Here is a 20,089-nt window from a genome sequence, read left to right on the forward strand (position 1 = left end):
GACCTGAATGGACATCTTCAACGCACTGATGCACGGGTTCGCGCTGGCGATCACGCCCGTGAACCTCCTGTGGTGCCTGGTGGGCTGCGCCCTCGGCACGGCCGTCGGCGTGCTGCCCGGCATCGGCCCGGCAGTGGCGGTGGCGATGCTGCTGCCGATCACCGGCAAGGTCGACGTCACGGCCTCGATGATCTTCTTCTCGGGGATCTACTACGGCGCCATGTACGGCGGCTCGACGACCTCCATCCTGCTGAACACGCCGGGCGAAACCGCCAGCATGGTGACGGCGATGGAAGGCAACAAGATGGCGAAGAGCGGGCGCGCCGGTGCTGCGCTCGCGACGGCCGCGATCGGCTCCTTCGTCGCCGGCACCATCGCCACCGTGATCGTCACGCTGTTCGCGCCCTTCGTGGCCGACTTCGCGGTCAAGCTCGGTCCGCCGGAGTATTTCCTGCTCATGCTGCTGGCCTTCACCACCGTGAGTGCGGTGCTCGGCAAGAGCACGCTGCGCGGCATGACGGCACTGTTCATCGGCCTCGCGGCCGGTTGCATCGGGCTCGACCAGATCTCGGGGCAGGGCCGCTATACCGGCGGCGTCCCCGAACTGCTCGACGGCATCGAGATCGTGCTGGTCGCGGTGGGGCTGTTTGCGGTGGCCGAAGTGCTCTACGCGGTGCTCTACGAAGGCAAGGTCGTCGAAGGGCAGAACAAGCTGAGCCGCGTGCACATGAGCGCCCGCGACTGGAAGCGCTCCATCCCGGCCTGGCTGCGCGGCACGGCCATCGGCACCCCCTTCGGCTGCATCCCGGCCGGCGGCACCGAGATTCCGACCTTCCTGAGCTATGCGACTGAAAAGAAGCTGGCCAAGGATGCGGACGCCAAGGCCGAGTTCGGCACCACGGGCGCGATCGAAGGCGTGGCAGGCCCCGAGGCCGCCAACAACGCGACCGTGACCGCGGCGCTGATTCCGTTGCTGACGCTGGGCATTCCCACGTCGAACACCACGGCGATCCTGCTGGGTGCGTTCCAGAACTACGGCATCCAGCCTGGGCCGCAGCTCTTCACCACATCGGCGGCGCTGGTGTGGGCGCTGATTGCGTCCCTCTACATCGGCAACGTGATGCTGCTGGTGCTGAACCTGCCGATGGTCGGGCTGTGGGTGAAGCTCCTCAAGATACCGAAGCCGCAGCTCTATGCGGGCATCCTGATCTTTGCGACGGTCGGCGCCTACGGCATGCGGCAGAGCACTTTCGACCTCGTGCTGCTCTACGCCATCGGCGTGTTGGGCGTGATCATGCGACGCTTCGATTTCCCGACGGCACCGGTGGTGGTCGGCATGATCCTCGGGCCGCTCGCCGAGGCGCAATTGCGCAACGCGATGTCGATCGGCGAGGGCAGCGCGGCGGTGTTCTTCCAGCGCCCGATGTCGATCGTGCTGGTCGTCATCATCCTGGGCGTGATGATCCTGCCGCGCCTGGCGAAGCGCATGTCGAGCAGGAAGCTCGTCGCCGTCTAGTTGCCGGTAGAGCCCGATCCGGACTTCGCGGTGGTCGATGCGGGGACCATGCCCTTGATGCGCTGGATCTCCGCCACGTATTCGGAGCCGTTGCGCATGCTCTCGTACGACGTGAACTGCCGCGCATAGGCCGGGCTCGTCGGATCGAAGCTGTCGCGGCCGGCGACCTGGGACATGCCGGACCTGTTCCACAAGTTCAGGTCGGCGGCGACTTCAGCGCGGCTCAGCGCGCCGATGGTCGAATCAGGAGGGCCGACGCGGTACTCGGCGGCGACCGCGTACATCTCCATGCGGTTCGCCGCCAGATCGGCCGACACCTGGGCGCGGCTGAACTGGCCGGCCATCGGAATGGGCGCGCCGACCCATTGCTCGGCAGGCACGGTCTGTGCGGATACCGCTCCGGCCAGCGCAAGGACAGAGACGCCGAGAAGTAGCTTTGCGTTCATGATGAAATCTCCTTGAGGCTGTGATGTGTGGCCGCTGACAGCTGCTGTCACCACGGGGTGCAACTGTGGGCGCCCGCCGCCTTCCGCGCTGTGCGTTTGCGCACACTTTTTTTCAACCGGTCCCGACAAGGGTGCGAGGTCGAAGCGATGGCGCTCCAACGATCCAGCATGGCCCTCCAGCACATCGCGTTGCTGGAGGGCTTGTCCCCGCAGCGGCTGGATTGGCTCGCCCAGCGTTGCAACTGGCACAGCGTCGATGCTGGCACGCCGCTGCTCCTGCGCTCGGAAGACACGAGTGATGTCTACTTCCTGGTGTCCGGCCAGTTGCGCGTGACGACCTACTCTGCGAACGGGCGGCAGATCACGTTCCGCGATCTGCAGGACGGCGAGTACTTCGGCGACATCTCCGCCATCGATGGCAAGCCGAGATCCGCCGATGGCGTGACGCTGAAGCCGACGGTCGTCGCGAGCCTGGACCGTTCCGGCTTTCTCGAATTGCTGCGGCTGGAGACCAACGTCGCCGAACGCGTGATGCGAAACCTGGCCGCGCTGGTGCGGCAACTGTCCGACCGCGTCATCGACCTGAGCACGCTGGGCGTGCAGAACCGCGTGCATGCCGAGTTGCTTCGGCTGGCACGCAGCGCAGGAGTGGCTGACAACCGTGCGCGGCTGGATCCCGCCCCGACCCACGCGGAGCTTGCCAGCCAGATCAGCACGAATCGGGAGCAGGTCACGCGCGAGTTGAACGCGCTGCGGCGTGACGGCGTGCTCGCCAAGGACGGCAAGGCGCTTGTCGTGGCCGATGTGACGCGGCTGGTCGCCCTGGTCAGCGAAGTGCGAGGCGCGCCCTGAGGCGCCCCGCATTGCACATTGCAGTTAGCGCGCGGGCGGTTCGGCTGGCTGGACGACTGTGGAGCGTCGATCGTTCGACCGGGTCGTCTCGCTGCCGGGCGGCGCCTGCGTGCCTTGCGGAGTCACGACCGTCGAGCGGCCGTCACCCGACCTGACCGTCTCGGTGCCCGGGGGTGTCGCCGCACCCTGTGGCGTCACCACGGTGGAGCGGCGATCGGCCGAGCGCTTCGTGACGTTGCGGGGAGGCCCGTTCCGGGCGCGGTCCAGTGCAGCGCCCGCATCGCGCACGCAGGCCTCGCGAGCCGGAGCGGCCAGGGAGCCGTCGTTGCACTTGGCGATCTGCTGGTCGTGGCGCTGCTGGGCCTTTGCAAGGTCCGCTGCGCTGGTGGCCGCACCCGCCACCGTGGCCGTGGAAAGAAGAGCCCCGCAAATCGCGACACGCGCGTGGATTCGGATCATGTGTGCCTCCGTCGAACGACGATGGCGGCTAGTCTAACTTGCAACAATTTGCGACGTCAGCAGCTTATTGCGTCGGGGCGGGATGTTCTTCGGCGTGCGAAGAGGGCGCCGCGCCGGCCTCATGGCCACCCAGCTTCCCGCGGATGCGCCGCGTCGTGCGCCGGATCCAGTGCTCGATGTCGTCGATGTAGGTGAACACGGCCGGCACCACCAGCAGGCTCAGCACCGTCGATGTGATGAGCCCGCCGATCACCGCCATCGCCATCGGCGCCCGGAAGCTCGAATCGGCAGTCCCGAGGCCCAGCGCAATGGGCAACATGCCCGCGCCCATCGCAAGCGTGGTCATGATGATGGGGCGCGCCCGCTTGTGGCAGGCGTCGCGCAGCGCATCCCACCGGTTCATGCCGTGATCGCGGCGGGCGACGATGGCGTATTCCACCAGCAGGATCGAGTTCTTGGTCGCGATGCCCATCAGCATGATCAGCCCGATGAGCGAAGGCATCGACAGCGCCTTCTGGCCGATCAGCAGCCCGACAAAGGCACCGCCGAGCGCGAGCGGCAAGGCGCACAGGATCGTGATCGGATGCAGGAAGTCCTTGAACAGCAGCACCAGCACGATGTAAATGCACAGCACGCCGGTCAGCATCGCGAGGCCGAAGCTCGCGAACAGCTCGGTCATGACCTCGGCGTCGCCAACCTCGGCCACGCGCACGCCGGGCGGCAGGCTGCGGATCGACGGCAGCTTCATCGCCGCTTCCTTGGCATCGCCCAGGCCGACGCCCGACAGTTCGATCTCGAAGTTGACGTTGCGCGAGCGGTCGTAGCGGTCGATCACGGCCGGACCGCCCTCGACCGTGAGCGCGGCCACCTGGCCGAGCATCACCGGCCCGCGCGCGCCCGGCACGGCGAGGCGTTCGAGTAAGGCGAGGTTCTGGCGTGCCGAATCCTGCAGCTTCACGACGATCGGCACCTGCCGTTGCGCGAGATTGAGCTTGGGCAGGTTCTGGTCGTAGTCGCCGAGGGTGGCGACGCGCAGCGTGTCGGCGATGGCCGAACTGGTCACGCCGAGGTCGGCGGCACGCGCGAAGTCGGGCCGCACGGCAATCTCCGGGCGGATCAGGCTCGCGGTCGACGTGATGTTGCCGAGTCCGGGAATGGTGCGCAGGTCGCGCTCCACCGCGCGCGCGGCGGTCGTCAGCGCGGCCGGGTCGTCCCCGCTCAGCGCCAGGATGTACTTTTCACCCGACCCGCCCAGGCCGACGGTGCTGCGCACGCCGGGCAGCGATTCGAGCGAGGCACGGATCTGGTTCTCGATGACCTGCTTGCGCGGCCGGTCGCTGCGCGGATCGAGCTGGATCGTGAGCGTCGCCTTCCGCGTCTCCGGCGTGCCGAAGTTCGCGAACGGGTCGCCGCCCGCGCTGCCGCCACCGGCCGTGGTGTAGACGCTGCGCACGTGCTCGATCGCCATCACGCGGCGCCGTGTTTCCTCCGCCGCGGCCATGGTCTGGGCCAGCGTCGCGCCGGGTGCCAGCGAGAGATAGACCTGCGTCTGCGAGTTGTCGTCAGGCGGGATGAAGCCCGTCTTCAGCAGCGGAATCATCGCCACCGAGCCGAAGAAGAAAAGCGTGGCCAGCACCATCGTCGTGAAGCGATGCTTCAGGCACCACTCGGCCATGCCCATGTAGATCTTGAGCCAGCGCGGCTCCTTCTCGGCGCCGATAACGGGCTTCAGCATGTAGGCCGCCATCATCGGCGTGAGCATCCGTGCGACGACCAGCGATGCGAACACCGCGAGCGAAGCCGTCCAGCCGAACTGCTTGAAGAACTTGCCCGCCACGCCGCTCATGAAGGCGGTCGGAAGGAACACCGCGATCAGCGTGAAGGTGGTGGCGATCACCGCCAGACCGATTTCGTCGGCGGCCTCCATCGCGGCCTGGTAGGGCGTCTTGCCCATGCGCAGGTGGCGCACGATGTTTTCGACCTCCACGATCGCGTCGTCCACCAGGATCCCCACCACCAGCGAGAGCGCGAGCAGCGAGACCACGTTGACTGAAAAACCCAGCAGGTACATGCCGATGAAGGCAGGGATCACCGACATCGGCAGCGCCACCGCCGAGACGAAGGTTGCGCGCCAGTCGCGCAGGAACAGCCACACCACGATCACCGCGAGGATGGCGCCTTCGTACAGCAGGTGCAGCGAGCCTTCATACTCTTCGCGCACCGGATCGACGAAGTTGAAGGCCTCGGTGAGCTGTATGTCGGGCCGTTGCGCGCGCAGGTCGGCGAGCGCCTTCTGCACGGCTGCGCCCACTTCGACTTCGCTCGCGCCACGGCTGCGGGCGACTTCGAATCCCACCACCGGCTTGCCGTCGAGCAGCGCGGCCGCGCGCGGTTCGGCGATGGTGTCGCTGATGCGCGCGACCTGGTCGAGCCGGACGCGGCGGCCGTCCGACAGGTAGATCTGCATGTCCGCCAGTTCATCGGCCGACTTCACCGTGGCCAGGGTGCGCACGGGTTGCTCGCTGCCGCCCAGGTCGGTGCGGCCGCCCGCGCTCTCGGTCTGCACCTGGCGCAACTGGCGCGAGATGTCGGCCGCGGTCGCGCCCAGCGCCTGGAGCTTTTCGGGATCGAGATCGACGTGCACCTGGCGCGTGACGCCGCCCACGCGATTCACCGCGCCAACGCCGCTGATCGCCAGCAGCTTCTTCGAGATGTCGTTGTCGACGAACCACGAGAGCGCCTCGTCGTCCATGCGCGAGGACGCGATGGTGAAGGCCAGCACCGGCTGCGCTGCGAAATCCAGTTTCGTGACCACCGGATCGCGCACATCGGCCGGCAGGTCGGCGCGCACGCGCTGCACGGCGGAGCGCACGTCGTCGACGGCTTCCTGCACGGGCTTCTCGAGACGGAACTCGACGATCAGCGTGGCGGCGCCGTCCTGCACCTTGGTCGTGATGTGCTTCAGGCCCTGGATGGTCGCGATCGAGTTCTCGAGCTTGCGCGCGACGTCGGTTTCGAGCTGCGAGGGCGCGGCACCCGGCAGCGCGGCCGACACGGTGACGGTCGGCAGGTCGATATCGGGAAAGTTCTGCACCTTCATCGCGTTGAAGGACAACAGCCCCCCGAAGGTGAGCAGCACGAACAGCATCACCGCCGGGATCGGGTTGCGGATGGACCAGGCCGACACGTTCATCGCGGTGCTCCTTACTTCGCGGCTTCGACGGCCGGCTTCGTGGATGGTTCCACCACGCGGACCAGGTCGCCGTCGTTGAGGAAGCCGGCACCCTGCACCACCACGCGTGCATCCGCCGGGAGGGGTGTCGTGATCTCGACCCGGTCGCCCACTCGCCGGCCCGTCTCTACCTTCAACTGCGCGACGCGGTTGTCGGCCTGCAACAGAAGCAGATGGTTGAAGCCATCGCGAGGAACGATCGACGCCTGCGGCACCGTGACCGCGCTCGTGCGGCCGAGCTGGAAGTCGCCGCGCGCGAACATGCCCGCCTTGATGCCGGTGTTCTGCAGGACGTTGGGGATGTCCACGTAGACCAGCGCCGCGCGCGTCTGCGGGTCGACGGTCGGCGCCACGCTGCGCACCTTGCCGCTGACCTGCGCGCCGCTGGCGCTGATGACGATCGCCGGCGTGCCGACCGCGATGCGCGCGAGCTCGGACGAGGTGACCTCCGCGCGCCATTCGAGCCGCCCCTGGCGGATCAGGCGGAACAACTCGGTGCCGGCGTTGACCACGCTCCCCACCGTCGCCGTGCGCGAGGAGATGACGCCGTCATCGGGCGCCAGCACCTGCGTGTTGCGGCCGCGCACCTGCTGCGCAGCGAGCACGGCCTCGGCCGCCTCGACCCTTGCCTTGGCGGTCTGTTCGGCGGTCTGGTACTGGTTGATCTGCTGCTGGCTCATCGCGCCGGTGGCCTGCAGCGTACGTGCACGTGCCGCAGTGCCGGTGGCATCGGCGGCGGTTGCCCGCGCCTCGGCGAGAGAGGCACGCGCCTGCGCAACGTCCGCCTGCACGGAGTCGCCCGAGAAGGTCGCGAGCACCTGGCCTTTCTTGACCACATCACCCACGTTCACTCGCACTTCGGCGAGTTTCAGCCCGCTGGATTCGGAACCGACGCTGGCCTCCTGCCAGGCCGCCACGTTGCCGTTGGCCGCGAGCGTGACGCCGAGTTCGCTCGTCTCCGGTTTGGCGACGGTGACGGTCAGGGTCGGCCGTGCCGTGGCCGCTTCCTTCGGCTTGGCGGCGCCCTCGGGCTGCTTGCCGCGCGAGAGCCAGAAGGCGGCGGCGGCAAGAACCAGCACGGCGGCCAGCACGACGACGATGAGGGTGGAACGCTTCATTCTTTTCATGGTGACGGGGTCGCAGGAGTAGTCGTCGTAGCGACGGATTCGGGACGCGACCAGCCGCCGCCCATGGCGCGGTACAGCGACACCCAGGCTTCGGCGCGTTCGCGTTGCAGGGAGACGCGGGCGGTCTGGGAGACGAAGAGGGTGCGCCGCGCATCCTCCAGGTCGAACAGGCTCGCGAGGCCGATGCCGTAGCGCTGCTGGGTCGCGTCGAACGAGACCTGGTAGTTGGTGACCGCGGTGTCGGCATCGCTGGCGCGCTCGTTGGTGCTTTGCAGGTTGACCAGCGCCTCCTCGACCTCGCGCACCGCTTGCCGCACGCGCGAGCGGTAGAGGGCGACGGATTCGTCGTAGCGCGCCTTCGCGGCTTCGGAATTGGCCGCGAGCGTGCCGCCATCGAAGATCGGCACGGTCAGCGCAAGGGGGCCGATCGTCCAGGTGTCGAGCGTCTCGCGGAACCCGCCGGCGCGAACCTGGACCGTGGCGATCGAGCCCTGCAATGACAGCCGTGGAAAGCGCTGCGCCAGCGCCGCACCGGCATCGGCACTCGCTGCTGCCACGGCAAGCTCCGCGGCAAAGATGTCGGGCCGCTGCGCCAGTGCTTCGGCGGGGACGCTGTGAACAGCCTGCACGGCCGGCAGGCTGACGTCGATCGGCGCGGCATCGAGCTTGGCATCGAGGACAGGCGCTTCGATCGCCGTCAGCGCCGACAGGGCCTGCCGTTGCACGGCGCACAGGGCGCGTTGCTGCGTCAGCCGCCCCGATGCCTCGGCGGCGCTGGCGCGCGCCAGGGCGGCATCGGCCGGCGCGGTGAATCCGGCGCGCGCGGACAACTCGGTCAGACGCGCGGTTTCGGCGCGCGATTGGGCGTCCGACGTGGACACCACGAGCTGACGGCGACACGCGCGTTCCGCCAGGTACGCATTGGCGGTCTCGGCCGCGACGGACACACGTGCGTCATGCCATTGCGCGTCCGCGCCCACGTATCGCGCCTGGGCGGCATCCCGGCTGTCGCGCAGGCCGCCGAAGAGGTCGATCTCCCAGTTCGACTGCAATCCTGCCTGCCCGGTGGTGAGGATCGGCAGGCTGGTCGGGACCCCGTCGGACGCGCCGCTCGCCGTGCCCGTGGTGAAGCCGGAGCTCGGCGAGTTGCCGCGGCCGGCGGACAGCGATCCGTTGAGATTGGGAATCAGCGCCGCACCCGCGGCGACACGCGTCGCGCGGGCCTCGGTGATGCGGGCAGCGGCGCTGGCCACCGTCGGGCTGGCCGCCTCGGCCGCGAAGATCAATTCGACCAGCAGTGGGTCGTTGAGCTGGCGCCACCATTCGGCCAGCGTCGGCAGCGAGCCGCCATGCGGCAGCGGGGCGGTGGAGGCGGGCAGGGGCGTGTTCCATTGCGCAGGCAGCGGAGCCGTGACCTGTTCGGGCGGACGGGGAACCGCGCAGGCGGAAAGAAGCAAGGACGCGACGACGCAAAGCGCGGGGAGCCGGGTGTTCCTCATGAGATCGGGATTTCCGCAAAAAAGGGGCGTGATTCAGGCGAGCGGGTCGATCGCCGTGGCGCCATCGAATGGCCGTAGGCCGTGCAAGGCGCGCAGCATAACAAGGCAGCTTGCCGGCACCTGTCGGAACTCGCCGCGTTTGCGCGAGTCCGGCGCGCGCTACGATCCCGCCCATGTCTCCCGCCGCTGCCGCCCCACCCGCATTGCCGCTCGATGCCGAAGGCATCCTCGCGCTCGCCGCGCGCTCGATGTTCCACTTGTTCTCGAGCATCAGCCAGGGCATGTTCCTGGTCGATCGCGGCGGCCGCATCGTCTGGGTCAACGAGGGTTACCGGCGCTTCCTGCCGGCGCTCGGCTTCTCGTCGATCGACCAGTTCCTGGGCCATCGGGTGGAGGACGTGATCCCCAACACCCAGATGCGCCGGGTGCTCGAGACCGGCGAGCCGATCCTGATCGACCTGCTGACCAACAAGGCCGGCACCTTCGTTGTGAGCCGCATCCCGCTGCGCGAGGAGCGCGAGGGTGATTCGGGCGCCGTTCCCGGCGACGTGATCGGCGCCATCGGCATCGTGCTGTTCGACCATCCCGAAACGACCTTGCAGCCGCTCATCAGCAAGTTCGCGCTGCTGCAGCGCGACCTCGACGATGCACGGCGCGAACTCGCGAGCCAGCGCAACAACCCGCTGTACCAGCAATCGGCCGATGGCCAACGTCGATCCAAGTACACCTTTGCCAGCTTCATCGGAAGCAGTCCGGCGGCGGTGGAGGTCAAGCGCCACGCGCGGCGTGCGGCGCAATCGTCGAGCCCGGTTCTGCTGCTGGGCGAAACGGGCACGGGCAAGGAACTGCTCGCGCACGCGATCCATGCGGCATCGGCGCGAGCGGCCGGCCTCTTCGTCAGCGTGAACATCGCCGCCGTGCCGGACACCCTGCTCGAAGCCGAGTTCTTCGGCGTCGCGCCGGGCGCCTACACCGGGGCCGACCGCAAGGCGCGCGAAGGCAAGTTCAAGCTCGCCGACGGCGGCACGCTGTTCCTCGACGAGATCGGCGACATGCCGCTCGGCCTGCAGGCCAAGCTCCTGCGCGCGCTGCAGGAGGGCGAGATCGAGCCGCTGGGCTCCAACAAGCTGGTGCCCTTCGATGCGCGCGTGATCGCCGCCACCTCGCGCGACCTCGCGGCGCTCGTGCGGGAAGGCCGCTTTCGCGAAGACCTGTATTACCGGCTGAACGTCTTGCCGGTGCGCGTGCCTCCGTTGCGCGAGCGACGCAGCGACATCCCCGCACTGGTCGAGGTGCTCGGCGAGGACATGGCCTTGCGCAGCGGCGAGGCGCCGCCCGAACTCACGCCGGATGCAATGGCGCTGCTGGCCGCGCAGCACTGGCGCGGCAACATCCGCGAACTGCGCAACGTGCTGGAGCAGGTGACCATGCGCAGTGACTCGCAGCGCATCGACGCGGCGCAACTCGAACGCATCCTGCGTGAAGCCGGCCAAGAAAAGATCGCGGCGCCGAGCAAGCCGGCTGCGCCCGGTGCGGCGAACGACGCCGACGACAGCGCATCCCTCCTGCGACCGCTCGCCCAGCAGGTCGCCGAACTGGAGCGCCGGGCCATCGCCGCCGCGATGGCCGCGACCGGCGGCAACAAGCTCGCAACCTCACGCTTGCTAGGCATCTCCCGCGCCACCCTCTACGAACGTCTGGAAAACCCTGAATAAAGATAGTGCAATTGTCCAAATTCCGGACATGCCCGCTGTCTTGAAGTCAGCCACTCGCCCAATACCAGAACCCCCGCGGACCCGGCTCCGCCGGGCCGCCAGGGGTGCCCCCGGAAGGGGGTGGAGAGCGACACGAAGTGCGCGAGCCTGGGGGTGAGCGTGTTGGCACGAACTGTGCAATATTCAGCCATCATCATCAGGAGACAAAGAATGCAACGTCGCCACCTCGTCGCCTTGGCAAGCCTTGCCATCGCAGGCGCATCGGCCCTGACCGCCACGGCCTGGGCCCAGTCCAACGAGATCAAGATCGCCCACATCTACAGCAAGACCGGTCCGCTCGAAGCCTACGGCAAGCAGACGCAGACCGGCTTCATGATGGGCCTGGACTACGCGACCGGCGGCACGATGACCGTCAACGGCAAGAAGATCGTCGTGATCGAGAAGGACGACCAGGGCAAGCCCGACCTCGGCAAGTCGCTGCTGGCCGCGGCCTACGCCGACGACAAGGCTGCCCTTGCGGTCGGCCCGACGTCGTCGGGCGTGGCGCTGGCGATGCTGCCGGTGGCCGAGGAATACAAGAAGATCCTGCTGGTCGAGCCCGCCGTGGCCGACTCGATCACCGGCGACAAGTGGAACAAGTACATCTTCCGCACCGGCCGCAACAGCTCGCAGGACGCGATCTCCAACGCGGTGGCGATCGACAAGCCCGGCGTCACCGTCGCAACGCTGGCGCAGGACAACGCCTTCGGCCGCGATGGCGTGAAGGCGTTCAAGGACGCACTCAAGAAGGCCAAGCTCGCGCACGAGGAATACCTGCCGCCGGCCACCACCGACTTCACCGCCGGTGCGCAGCGCCTGATCGACAAGCTGAAGGACCAGCCGGGCCGCAAGATCATCTGGATCGTGTGGGCGGGTGCGGGCAATCCGTTCAAGATCGTCGACCTCGACCTGAAGCGCTACAACATCGAGATCGCCACCGGCGGCAACATCCTCCCGGCCATGGCTGCCTACAAGGCGCTGCCGGGCATGGAAGGCGCGGCCTACTACTACTTCGGCATTCCGAAGAACCCGGTGAACGACGCGATGGTCTCGATGCACTACAAGGAGTTCAAGACGCCGCCGGACTTCTTCACGGCCGGTGGCTTCTCGGCCGCGATGGCAGTGGTGACCGCGCTCAAGAAGACGGGCGGCGACACGAACACCAACAAGCTCATCGCCGCCATGGAGGGCATGAGCTTCGACACGCCCAAGGGCAAGATGACCTTCCGCAAAGAAGACCACCAGGCCATGCAGAGCATGTACCACTTCAAGATCAAGGTGGATCCGGCTTTCGCGTGGGGCGTGCCTGAACTCGTGCATGAGATCAAGCCGGAAGAGATGGATATCCCGATCAGGAACAAGAGATAACCCCCAGGCTCGCGCACTTCGTGTCGCTCTCCACCCCCTCTCCGGGGGGCAACCCCGACGGCCCGGCGGAGCCGGTTCCGTGGGGTTCCTGGCTTCTGGGCTAGCGCGCAACGTTCTTTCCATCGATCCCCTTCGTGAGAAGGGGCGGTTCAGTGCATTCCAAAAAACTACGGGAGACAAAGCATGAAGCGCAACTGGATGATGAAGATGAGCATGGTCGCGGCCGTCGCCGCGTTGGTGGGCCACGCTGCCACGGCGGCGGTGCCATTGCCGGCGCTGGGGGCCAACCCCGCCGAAGTCAGCGTGTCCGGGCTGTCGTCGGGCGGCTTCATGGCAGTGCAGTTGCACGTTGCCTACTCGGGTACCTTCAAGCGCGGGGCCGGTGTAGTCGCCGGTGGGCCGTACTACTGTGCAGAGGGCTCCATCGTGAACGCGACGGGGCGCTGCATGTCGCACACCAGCAGTATCCCGGTGGCGTCGCTGGTCAACACCACCAATAGCTGGGCGTCGAGCGGAGCCATCGATCCGGTATCGAACCTCTCGGGCTCGAAGGTGTATCTCTACTCCGGCACGTCGGACAACACGGTGACGCAGGCCGTGATGAACGACCTGAAGACCTACTACCAGAGCTTCGTTCCGACGGCCAACACTTTCTACAAGAACAACATCGGCTCGGGCCACGCGATGATCACCGACGACTACGGCAGCAGTTGCGGCACCACGGCGTCGCCCTACATCAACAACTGCGGCTTCGACCTGGCGGGCGACATCCTGCAGTACCTCTATGGTCCGCTGAACGCCCGCAACAACGGCACGCTGTCGGGCACCTTCACCGAGTTCAACCAGGCCAGCTTCATCAGCGGCCACGGCATGGCCGCGACAGGCTGGATCTACGTGCCGCAGAACTGCGCCGCGACATCGTGCCGGACGCACGTGGTCCTGCATGGCTGCAAGCAGAACTACACCGACATCGGCGACCAGTACGTCCGCAAGACGGGCTACAACCGCTGGGCCGATACCAACAACATCATCCTGATCTACCCGCAGACCAGCACGGCAGCCACCAACAGTTGCTGGGACTGGTGGGGCTACGACAACGCGAACTACGCGAAGAAGTCGGGCCCGCAGATGGCCGCCATCAAGGCCATGGTGGACCAGGTGACCAGCACGTCGGGAGGCGGCGGTGGCGGATCGACGCTGCCCGCGCCCGTCGGCGTCGGCACGTCCGGCGCCACCAGCAGCAGCATGGTGATCGGCTGGAGCGGTGTGTCGGGAGCCACGGGCTACAACGTCTATCGCGGCGGCAGCAAGGTCAATGCCTCGGCGGTCTCCGGCACCAACTACACCGATACCGGGCTGGCCGCGTCGACGACCTACAGCTGGAGCGTGACCGCGCTGGATGCCAGCAACGTCGAAAGCGCGATGTCCGCTTCCGCCTCGGGCACCACGCTGGCCGGCGGCGGCGGGACGCCGACCTGCTACACGGCCAGCAACTACGCCCACACCACCGCAGGCCGCGCCACGCAAACCGGAGGCTATACCTACGCCAAGGGTTCCAACCAGAACATGGGCCTGTGGAACACCTTCGTCACCACGACCCTGAAACAGACCAGCCCCAACTACTACGTGATCGGTACATGCTGAAGCCCATTTCCCCAGCTGCCCGGCGGCCCCGCCCCTTGAACGATGCTTGAGACCCGAGACCTGACCATCCGCTTCGGCGGCCACGTGGCGGTGAACGCCGTCAGCTGTGCCTTCGCGCCCGGCACGCTCACGGCGATCGTCGGACCGAATGGGGCCGGCAAGACGACGTACTTCAACCTGATCTCGGGGCAGCTCAAGGCGACCGCGGGTACGGTGTCGCTCGACGGGCAACTGCTCTCGGGCCTGCCGGCTTCGGCGCGTACGCGGGCCGGACTGGGGCGCGCGTTCCAGTTGACGAACCTCTTTCCCAATCTGTCGGTGCTGGAGAACGTGCGGCTGGCCGTGCAGGCCACGCGCGAAGGGCCGCATCGGCGTGGGCTCAACCTGTGGAGCATCTGGAGCGATCACCGTGCGTTGACCGAGCGTGCCGACCAGATCCTCGCCGACGTGGCGTTGAAGTCCAAGGAACATGCGACGGTCGCGAGCCTGCCGCATGGTGACCAGCGCAAGCTCGAAGTCGCGCTGCTGATGGCGCTCGAACCCAAGGTGTTCATGTTCGACGAACCGACGGCCGGCATGAACGCCGCGGAGGCACCGGTGATTCTCGACCTGATCCGCGCGCTGAAGAAAGACCGAACCAAGACCATCCTGCTCGTCGAGCACAAGATGGACGTGGTGCGTGAACTCGCCGACCGCATCATCGTGCTGCACAACGGGCAGCTCGTGGCGGATGGCGAACCGGCGGAGGTGATCGCCTCCCCGGTCGTTCAGGAGGCCTACCTCGGCATCGCGAAGGAGGCCGCATGAACGCATTCCGCTCCCTCCCCCTCTGGGGGAGGGCTGGGGTGGGGGCAAGCGCCCGCGCGACCTTGGCAATGCGCCCAGCCTCATACGCCCGCTGCCCCCATCCCGGCCTTCCCCCAGAGGGGGAAGGAGGAACACCATGACTGATCGCAACCTGCTGCAACTCGAAGGTGTGCACACGCACATCGGCGCGTACCACATCCTCCACGGCGTGGACCTCGTTGTGCCGCGTGGCCAACTCACGATGCTGCTGGGCCGCAACGGCGCGGGCAAGACCACGACGCTGCGAACCATCATGGGCCTGTGGCACGCGTCGCAGGGAAATGTGCGCTTCGGCGACCGCGACATCACTGCGTTGCACACGCCGCAGATCGCCGAACTCGGCATCGCCTACGTGCCCGAGAACATGGGAATCTTCTCGGACCTCACCGTCAAGGAAAACATGCTGCTGGCCGCGCGCGGCGCGAAGAACGCCGACCAGATGGACGACAAGCGCCTGAAGTGGATCTTCAAGCTCTTCCCCGCGGTCGAGAAGTTCTGGAACCATCCCGCGGGCAAGCTCTCGGGTGGCCAGAAGCAGATGCTCGCCGTCTCGCGCGCGATCGTCGAGCCGCGCGAACTGCTCATCATCGACGAGCCGAGCAAGGGCCTCGCGCCCGCCATCATCAACAACATGATCGACGCCTTCAGCGAACTCAAGCACAGCGGCGTCACGATCCTGCTGGTCGAGCAGAACATCAACTTCGCGCAGCGACTGGGCGACACCGTGGCCGTGATGGACAACGGCCGCGTAGTGCACGCCGGAACGATGGCGGCGTTCTCGGCGGACGAGCAGTTGCAGCGGTCGCTATTGGGATTGGCGCTATGAAATTCGACTTCGATTGGAAGCCGCTGGCGTTGGTGCCGGTGCTCGCGCTGATCGCGTTGCCGCTGACGGGCTCCTTCTCCACCTGGCTCACCCTCACTGTTGCAGGCCTTGCGATGGGCATGATCATCTTCATCATCGCCTCGGGCCTCACATTGGTGTTCGGCCTGATGGACGTGCTGAACTTCGGCCACGGCGTGTTCATCGCGTTCGGCGCCTTCGTCGCGAGCAGCGTGCTCGGCGGCATGGCGGACTGGACCGGCTCGCAGGAACTGTGGCGCAACCTCGTCGCCGTGTTCCCGGCGATGCTGGTGGCGATGGCGGCAGCCGGCGCTGTGGGCCTGGCCTTCGAACGCTTCATCGTGCGGCCGGTCTACGGCCAGCACCTGAAGCAGATCCTGATCACGATGGGCGGGATGATCATCGGCGAAGAACTGATCAAGGTGATCTGGGGGCCCGGGCAGGTTCCGCTGCCGCTGCCCGATGCCTTGCGCGGATCGCTGCTCATCGGCGATGCGGCGATCAGCAAGTACCGCATTCTCGCGGTCGTGATCGGCGTGTTCGTGTTCGGCCTGCTGGCATGGACGCTGGGCCGCACGAAGATCGGCCTGCTGATCCGCGCCGGCGTGCAGGACCGCGAGATGGTCGAGTCGCTCGGCTATCGCATCGGCCGCCTTTTCGTCGGCGTGTTCGTGGTCGGCAGCGCGCTCGCGGGCCTGGGTGGCGTGATGTGGGGGCTGTTCCAGCAGAACCTGATCCCGCAGATGGGCGCGCAGGTCAACGTGCTGATCTTCATCGTCATCATCATCGGCGGGCTGGGCTCCACGGCGGGTGCGCTCATCGGCGCCTTGCTGGTCGGCCTGATGACCAACTACATCGGCTTCCTCGTGCCCACGCTCACGCAGTTCGCCAGCATCTTCCTGATGGTCGCCGTGCTGCTGTGGCGTCCGCAAGGTGTCTATCCCGTGGCGAACCGCTGAAAAGAACAACCATGCTGTCCCGACTTCTTTCCAACGACATGCCGCGAAGCCGCCTGCTCGCGGTGTTGCTCGTCGCGCTGGTGCTTGGCCTGGCCTTCGCGCCTTTCATCTTTCCCGGCGTCAAGGCGCTCAGCGTGGCGGCCAAGGTGCTGGTGTTCATCGTGCTTGTCGCGAGCTTCGATCTGCTGCTCGGCTACACGGGCATCGTGAGCTTCGCGCAGACCATGTTCTTCGGCATCGGCGCCTACGGGATCGCCATCTCGGCCACGCGGCTCGGGGCAGGGTGGGGCGCGGTGCTGCTGGGGCTCGGTGCGGCGCTCGCGATCTCGCTGGTGCTGTCGCTCGCGATCGGCTTGTTCTCGCTGCGGGTGCGCGCGATCTTCTTCGCGATGATCACTCTGGCGGTGGCTTCCGCGTTCCAGACGCTGGCCTCGCAGATGTCGGACTTCACCGGCGGCGAGGATGGCCTGACCTTCAAGCTGCCGGAACTGATCTCGCCGAGCTTCGAGTTTGCCGAAGAGCCCTTCCTCGGCGTGTCCCTCGATGGACGCCTGCTCTGCTACTACATGCTGTTCGTGGTCGCGGTCGTGCTGGTGCTTGCGCTGCTGCGCATCGTGAACTCGCCCTTTGGCCGCGTGCTGCAGGCGATCCGCGAGAACGAGTTCCGCGCCGAGGCGATCGGCTATCGCGTGGTGGTGTACCGCACGACGGCCTCGGTGCTGTCGGCGCTGTTCGCGACGCTGGCGGGCGCGATGCTCGCGATCTGGCTGCGCTACAACGGGCCCGATACCTCGCTCAGCTTCGAAATCATGATCGATGTGTTGCTGATCGTCGTGATCGGCGGCATGGGCACGATCTACGGCGCGGTCATCGGCGCGGTGATCTTCGTGGTGGCGCAGAGCTACCTGCAGGATCTGCTGCGCCTCGGCAGCGAGGCCGCGAGCGGCGTGGGCTGGCTCGCCGCATTGCTGTCGCCGGACCGTTGGCTGTTGTGGCTGGGCGTTCTGTTCGTGCTCTCTGTCTATTACTTCCCGACCGGCATCGTCGGCCGTCTTCGTGCGAGGGCTTTGCGTTGAACACTCCGACTTCGAACTACGCGCAGCTTGCGGGCCGCGAGATCCACTGGATGGATTGGGGCCACTCCGATGACCCGGTCGTTGTCGCCTGGCACGGCCTCGCGCGCACCGGTCGCGACATGGACGAACTCGCTGCGCATTTCGCCGGCCGGGGCTTCCGCGTGATCTGCCCGGACACTATCGGGCGCGGGCTGAGTCAATGGAGTCCCGCGCCGGATGACGAATACCAGTTGTCGTTCTACGCGCGCATCGCGACTGCGCTGTGCGACGCGTTGAAGCTGGCACGGGTGCATTGGGTCGGCACTTCGATGGGCGGTGCGATCGGCCTGGTCTGCGCCGGGGGGCTGATCGAACCGGCGATGAAAGGCCGAATCGCGAGCCTCGTGCTCAACGACACCGCGCCGCAGATCGCGGATGCGGCTGTCGAGCGGATCCGTTCCTACGCCGGCCAGCCGCCGGCCTTCGACACCGTCGCCGAGCTCGAAGCCTTCTTCCGTACCGTCTACAAGCCCTATGGCTGGCTCAGCGATGCGCAATGGCGCCGGCTGACCGAGACATCGACGCGGCGCCTGCCCGACGGCCGCGTGACGCCGCACTACGACCCGGCGATGGTGCGGCAGTTCATCGCGCATCCCGACGACTACCTGCTGTGGTCGCACTACGACGCCATCGACGTGCCCTTGCTGTGCCTGCGCGGCGTGGATTCCGACCTCGTGCTGCCTGAAACGCTGGATGAGATGCGACGCCGCGGCCCCGGCGCGAAGGACCGGCTTCAGATCATCGAGGTGCCGGACTGCGGCCATGCACCGGCCCTCAATGTGGCCGCCCACCTGGAGCCGATCGAGGCCTTTGTTCGCGCCGCCGGCACGTGATCGATGGCGGCACGACAATCGGGCCGCCCATTCAACACGGAGTCAGACAACATGGCGCTCTCGTTCTACGACATCTCGGTCCCGGTGTTCACCCGCGGACTCGGCCAGCTTTCGCATGTGCTCGACAAAGGCCTTGCGCACGCGGAGTCGGCCGGCATCGACCCCACCCAGTTCGTGACCGCGCGGCTCGCGCCGGACATGTTCACCCTCGCGGGACAGGTGCAGAGCGCGAGCGATGCTTCCAAGCTCGGCACGGCGCGGATCGCCGGCGTCACGGCGCCGAGCTTTCCGGACACCGAGTCAACCTATGCGGAACTGCAGGCGCGCGTCGCCAAGACGATCGACTACCTCAACAGCGTGGATCGCGCGCTGATCGATGACGCCGAGGAGCGTGAGGTCACGATGAAAGTGCGTGGCGCGGAACTGAAGTTCACGGCTCAGCGCTACCTGCTGCAGTTCGCGTTGCCGAACTTCTTCTTCCACATCACGACGGCCTACGATGTGCTGCGGCACAGTGGCGTGCCGCTCAGCAAGCTGGACTATCTCGGGCGATTCTGATCAGCCCACTTGCGTGGGCCAGCCGCCGAGGTGGCGGTCCGCGATGCCGGCCAGCGCCGTGATCCACGGGCCGCTGTCGTTGAGACAGGGGATGTAGTGGAACTCCTTGCCGCCCGCGCCCAGGAAGGTATCGCGACCTTCCATCGCGATCTCTTCGAGCGTCTCCAGGCAATCGGCCGGAAAGCCCGGACACATCACGTCGACTCGCCCGACACCCGACGCGCCAAGTTCGCGCAGCGTGGGCTCGGTGTAGGGCTCCAGCCATTTCGCACGGCCGAAGCGTGACTGGAAGGTCACGCGGTAGTGCGACGGCGTGAGCTGCAGCTTCCCCGCCAGCAGGCGCGCCGTGGCGAGGCACTGCGCCTGATAGGGGTCGCCGAGCTTGATGTTGCGTTCCGGAATGCCGTGAAAGCTCATCACCAATTGGTCGGCGCGGCCATTCTGCTGCCAGTGGCGCGCAACGCTGCGCGCCAGCGCATCGATGTAGAGCGGATCGTCGTGGTAGTCGTTGACGAAACGGAACTCCGGCACGCGGCGCACGTGCGCACTCCATGCGTTGACGGCGTCGATCACGCTCGCCGTGGTGGTCGCCGAGTACTGCGGATAGGCCTGCAACACGAGCACGCGCGTGACGCCTTCCGCCTTCAGTTCGTCGAGCCGGGAAGCGATCGACGGTTGGCCGTAGCGCATCGCATCGCGCACAGTCACACGGTGGCCTCGCTCGCCGAGCCATCCGGCGAGCAGCGTGGCCTGCTTCTTCGTCCAGACCTTGAGCGGAGAGCCTTCCGGCGTCCAGATGCTGGCGTACTTTGCGGCCGATTTGGCGGGCCGCGTGCGCAGGATGATGCCGTGCAGGATCAGCGCCCAAAGGGCACGAGGGATCTCGACCACGCGCGGGTCGCCCAGGAAGTCCGCGAGGTAGGGGCGCACGGCGCTTGCCGTCGGCTCATCAGGCGATCCCAGGTTGCACCAGAGCACGGCAATGCGCTCCTGGGCGTTGTCGCCGGCAGGCGGTTCAGGTCGAAAAGGCATGCGAT

Annotated in this window: 17 protein-coding genes; 11 read left to right on the forward strand and 6 right to left on the reverse strand. The window is 67.0% G+C overall.

Annotated elements, in window-relative coordinates:
- Window positions 1-7 precede the first annotated feature (7 nt).
- Window positions 8-1,516, forward strand: coding sequence for a tripartite tricarboxylate transporter permease (locus AC1D3B_RS23805; RefSeq protein WP_478193140.1), 1,509 nt, complete (start codon window positions 8-10; stop codon window positions 1,514-1,516).
- Here the strand turns inward: AC1D3B_RS23805 and AC1D3B_RS23810 are convergent.
- Entirely contained in the window at window positions 1,513-1,962 is a 450-nt protein-coding gene (locus AC1D3B_RS23810) for a hypothetical protein (protein WP_478193141.1), read from the reverse strand. The genes AC1D3B_RS23805 and AC1D3B_RS23810 overlap by 4 nt on opposite strands.
- Before the next feature lie 168 nt (window positions 1,963-2,130).
- Between AC1D3B_RS23810 and AC1D3B_RS23815 the strand changes: the two genes are divergently transcribed.
- The gene (locus AC1D3B_RS23815; protein ID WP_478193142.1) at window positions 2,131-2,814 is read left to right on the forward strand and encodes a Crp/Fnr family transcriptional regulator; all 684 of its coding nucleotides are present in this window, start codon (window positions 2,131-2,133) and stop codon (window positions 2,812-2,814) included.
- A gap of 24 nt (window positions 2,815-2,838) precedes the next feature.
- Here the strand turns inward: AC1D3B_RS23815 and AC1D3B_RS23820 are convergent, their stop codons facing one another.
- From AC1D3B_RS23820 to AC1D3B_RS23835, 4 genes are all read right to left on the reverse strand, one after another.
- Window positions 2,839-3,273, reverse strand: a complete 435-nt coding sequence (locus AC1D3B_RS23820; RefSeq protein WP_478193143.1) for a hypothetical protein — start codon at window positions 3,271-3,273, stop codon at window positions 2,839-2,841.
- 64 nt (window positions 3,274-3,337) lie between these two features.
- Window positions 3,338-6,466 carry an efflux RND transporter permease subunit gene (locus AC1D3B_RS23825; RefSeq protein ID WP_478193144.1) on the reverse strand — a complete coding sequence of 1,043 codons (3,129 nt, stop codon included), beginning with the start codon at window positions 6,464-6,466 and terminating at the stop codon, window positions 3,338-3,340.
- A gap of 11 nt (window positions 6,467-6,477) precedes the next feature.
- The gene (locus AC1D3B_RS23830) at window positions 6,478-7,632 is read right to left on the reverse strand and encodes an efflux RND transporter periplasmic adaptor subunit (protein ID WP_478193145.1); all 1,155 of its coding nucleotides are present in this window, start codon (window positions 7,630-7,632) and stop codon (window positions 6,478-6,480) included.
- Window positions 7,629-9,131: an efflux transporter outer membrane subunit gene (locus AC1D3B_RS23835; protein WP_478193146.1), complete on the reverse strand. Its 1,503-nt coding sequence runs from the start codon at window positions 9,129-9,131 to the stop codon at window positions 7,629-7,631. Before AC1D3B_RS23835 ends, AC1D3B_RS23830 begins: the two co-directional genes overlap by 4 nt.
- A 173-nt stretch (window positions 9,132-9,304) precedes the next feature.
- Between AC1D3B_RS23835 and AC1D3B_RS23840 the strand changes: the two genes are divergently transcribed.
- From AC1D3B_RS23840 to AC1D3B_RS23880, 9 genes are all read left to right on the forward strand, one after another.
- Window positions 9,305-10,846 carry a sigma-54 interaction domain-containing protein gene (locus AC1D3B_RS23840; RefSeq protein WP_478193147.1) on the forward strand — a complete coding sequence of 514 codons (1,542 nt, stop codon included), beginning with the start codon at window positions 9,305-9,307 and terminating at the stop codon, window positions 10,844-10,846.
- A gap of 210 nt (window positions 10,847-11,056) precedes the next feature.
- Complete coding sequence (locus tag AC1D3B_RS23845; protein ID WP_478193148.1) at window positions 11,057-12,253, forward strand: substrate-binding domain-containing protein; 1,197 nt, start codon at window positions 11,057-11,059, stop codon at window positions 12,251-12,253.
- Between the two features lie 183 nt (window positions 12,254-12,436).
- Window positions 12,437-13,897 carry an extracellular catalytic domain type 2 short-chain-length polyhydroxyalkanoate depolymerase gene (locus AC1D3B_RS23850; protein WP_478193149.1) on the forward strand — a complete coding sequence of 487 codons (1,461 nt, stop codon included), beginning with the start codon at window positions 12,437-12,439 and terminating at the stop codon, window positions 13,895-13,897.
- A 42-nt stretch (window positions 13,898-13,939) separates the two neighbouring features.
- Window positions 13,940-14,704, forward strand: coding sequence for an ABC transporter ATP-binding protein (locus tag AC1D3B_RS23855; protein ID WP_478193150.1), 765 nt, complete (start codon window positions 13,940-13,942; stop codon window positions 14,702-14,704).
- 136 nt (window positions 14,705-14,840) lie between these two features.
- On the forward strand, window positions 14,841-15,569 hold the full coding sequence (locus AC1D3B_RS23860; protein ID WP_478193151.1) for an ABC transporter ATP-binding protein: 729 nt from the start codon (window positions 14,841-14,843) through the stop codon (window positions 15,567-15,569).
- Window positions 15,566-16,546, forward strand: a complete 981-nt coding sequence (locus tag AC1D3B_RS23865; protein WP_478193152.1) for a branched-chain amino acid ABC transporter permease — start codon at window positions 15,566-15,568, stop codon at window positions 16,544-16,546. Before AC1D3B_RS23860 ends, AC1D3B_RS23865 begins: the two co-directional genes overlap by 4 nt.
- Before the next feature lie 11 nt (window positions 16,547-16,557).
- Window positions 16,558-17,622 carry a branched-chain amino acid ABC transporter permease gene (locus AC1D3B_RS23870; RefSeq protein ID WP_478193153.1) on the forward strand — a complete coding sequence of 355 codons (1,065 nt, stop codon included), beginning with the start codon at window positions 16,558-16,560 and terminating at the stop codon, window positions 17,620-17,622.
- Window positions 17,623-17,672: 50 nt separating this feature from the next.
- Complete coding sequence (locus AC1D3B_RS23875) at window positions 17,673-18,494, forward strand: alpha/beta fold hydrolase (RefSeq protein WP_478193193.1); 822 nt, start codon at window positions 17,673-17,675, stop codon at window positions 18,492-18,494.
- A 51-nt stretch (window positions 18,495-18,545) separates the two neighbouring features.
- Complete coding sequence (locus tag AC1D3B_RS23880) at window positions 18,546-19,052, forward strand: DUF1993 domain-containing protein (protein ID WP_478193154.1); 507 nt, start codon at window positions 18,546-18,548, stop codon at window positions 19,050-19,052.
- Here AC1D3B_RS23880 and hemH read toward each other — a convergent pair whose 3' ends face one another.
- The gene (hemH, locus tag AC1D3B_RS23885) at window positions 19,053-20,084 is read right to left on the reverse strand and encodes a ferrochelatase (protein WP_478193155.1); all 1,032 of its coding nucleotides are present in this window, start codon (window positions 20,082-20,084) and stop codon (window positions 19,053-19,055) included.
- Window positions 20,085-20,089 lie beyond the last annotated feature (5 nt).

This window comes from Variovorax sp. P5_A3, assembly GCF_056400665.1.

Coding starts and splice junctions, on each gene's coding strand:
- AC1D3B_RS23845 (WP_478193148.1), top strand. CDS start 11,057: ATGCAACGTCGCCACCTCGTCGCCTTGGCAAGCCTTGCCATCGCAGGC.
- AC1D3B_RS23810 (WP_478193141.1), bottom strand. CDS start 1,962: ATGAACGCAAAGCTACTTCTCGGCGTCTCTGTCCTTGCGCTGGCCGGA.
- AC1D3B_RS23855 (WP_478193150.1), top strand. CDS start 13,940: ATGCTTGAGACCCGAGACCTGACCATCCGCTTCGGCGGCCACGTGGCG.
- AC1D3B_RS23875 (WP_478193193.1), top strand. CDS start 17,673: ATGGATTGGGGCCACTCCGATGACCCGGTCGTTGTCGCCTGGCACGGC.
- AC1D3B_RS23805 (WP_478193140.1), top strand. CDS start 8: ATGGACATCTTCAACGCACTGATGCACGGGTTCGCGCTGGCGATCACG.
- AC1D3B_RS23840 (WP_478193147.1), top strand. CDS start 9,305: ATGTCTCCCGCCGCTGCCGCCCCACCCGCATTGCCGCTCGATGCCGAA.
- AC1D3B_RS23865 (WP_478193152.1), top strand. CDS start 15,566: ATGAAATTCGACTTCGATTGGAAGCCGCTGGCGTTGGTGCCGGTGCTC.
- AC1D3B_RS23820 (WP_478193143.1), bottom strand. CDS start 3,273: ATGATCCGAATCCACGCGCGTGTCGCGATTTGCGGGGCTCTTCTTTCC.
- AC1D3B_RS23850 (WP_478193149.1), top strand. CDS start 12,437: ATGAAGCGCAACTGGATGATGAAGATGAGCATGGTCGCGGCCGTCGCC.
- AC1D3B_RS23825 (WP_478193144.1), bottom strand. CDS start 6,466: ATGAACGTGTCGGCCTGGTCCATCCGCAACCCGATCCCGGCGGTGATG.
- AC1D3B_RS23860 (WP_478193151.1), top strand. CDS start 14,841: ATGACTGATCGCAACCTGCTGCAACTCGAAGGTGTGCACACGCACATC.
- AC1D3B_RS23880 (WP_478193154.1), top strand. CDS start 18,546: ATGGCGCTCTCGTTCTACGACATCTCGGTCCCGGTGTTCACCCGCGGA.
- hemH (WP_478193155.1), bottom strand. CDS start 20,084: ATGCCTTTTCGACCTGAACCGCCTGCCGGCGACAACGCCCAGGAGCGC.
- AC1D3B_RS23870 (WP_478193153.1), top strand. CDS start 16,558: ATGCTGTCCCGACTTCTTTCCAACGACATGCCGCGAAGCCGCCTGCTC.
- AC1D3B_RS23815 (WP_478193142.1), top strand. CDS start 2,131: ATGGCCCTCCAGCACATCGCGTTGCTGGAGGGCTTGTCCCCGCAGCGG.
- AC1D3B_RS23835 (WP_478193146.1), bottom strand. CDS start 9,131: ATGAGGAACACCCGGCTCCCCGCGCTTTGCGTCGTCGCGTCCTTGCTT.
- AC1D3B_RS23830 (WP_478193145.1), bottom strand. CDS start 7,632: ATGAAAAGAATGAAGCGTTCCACCCTCATCGTCGTCGTGCTGGCCGCC.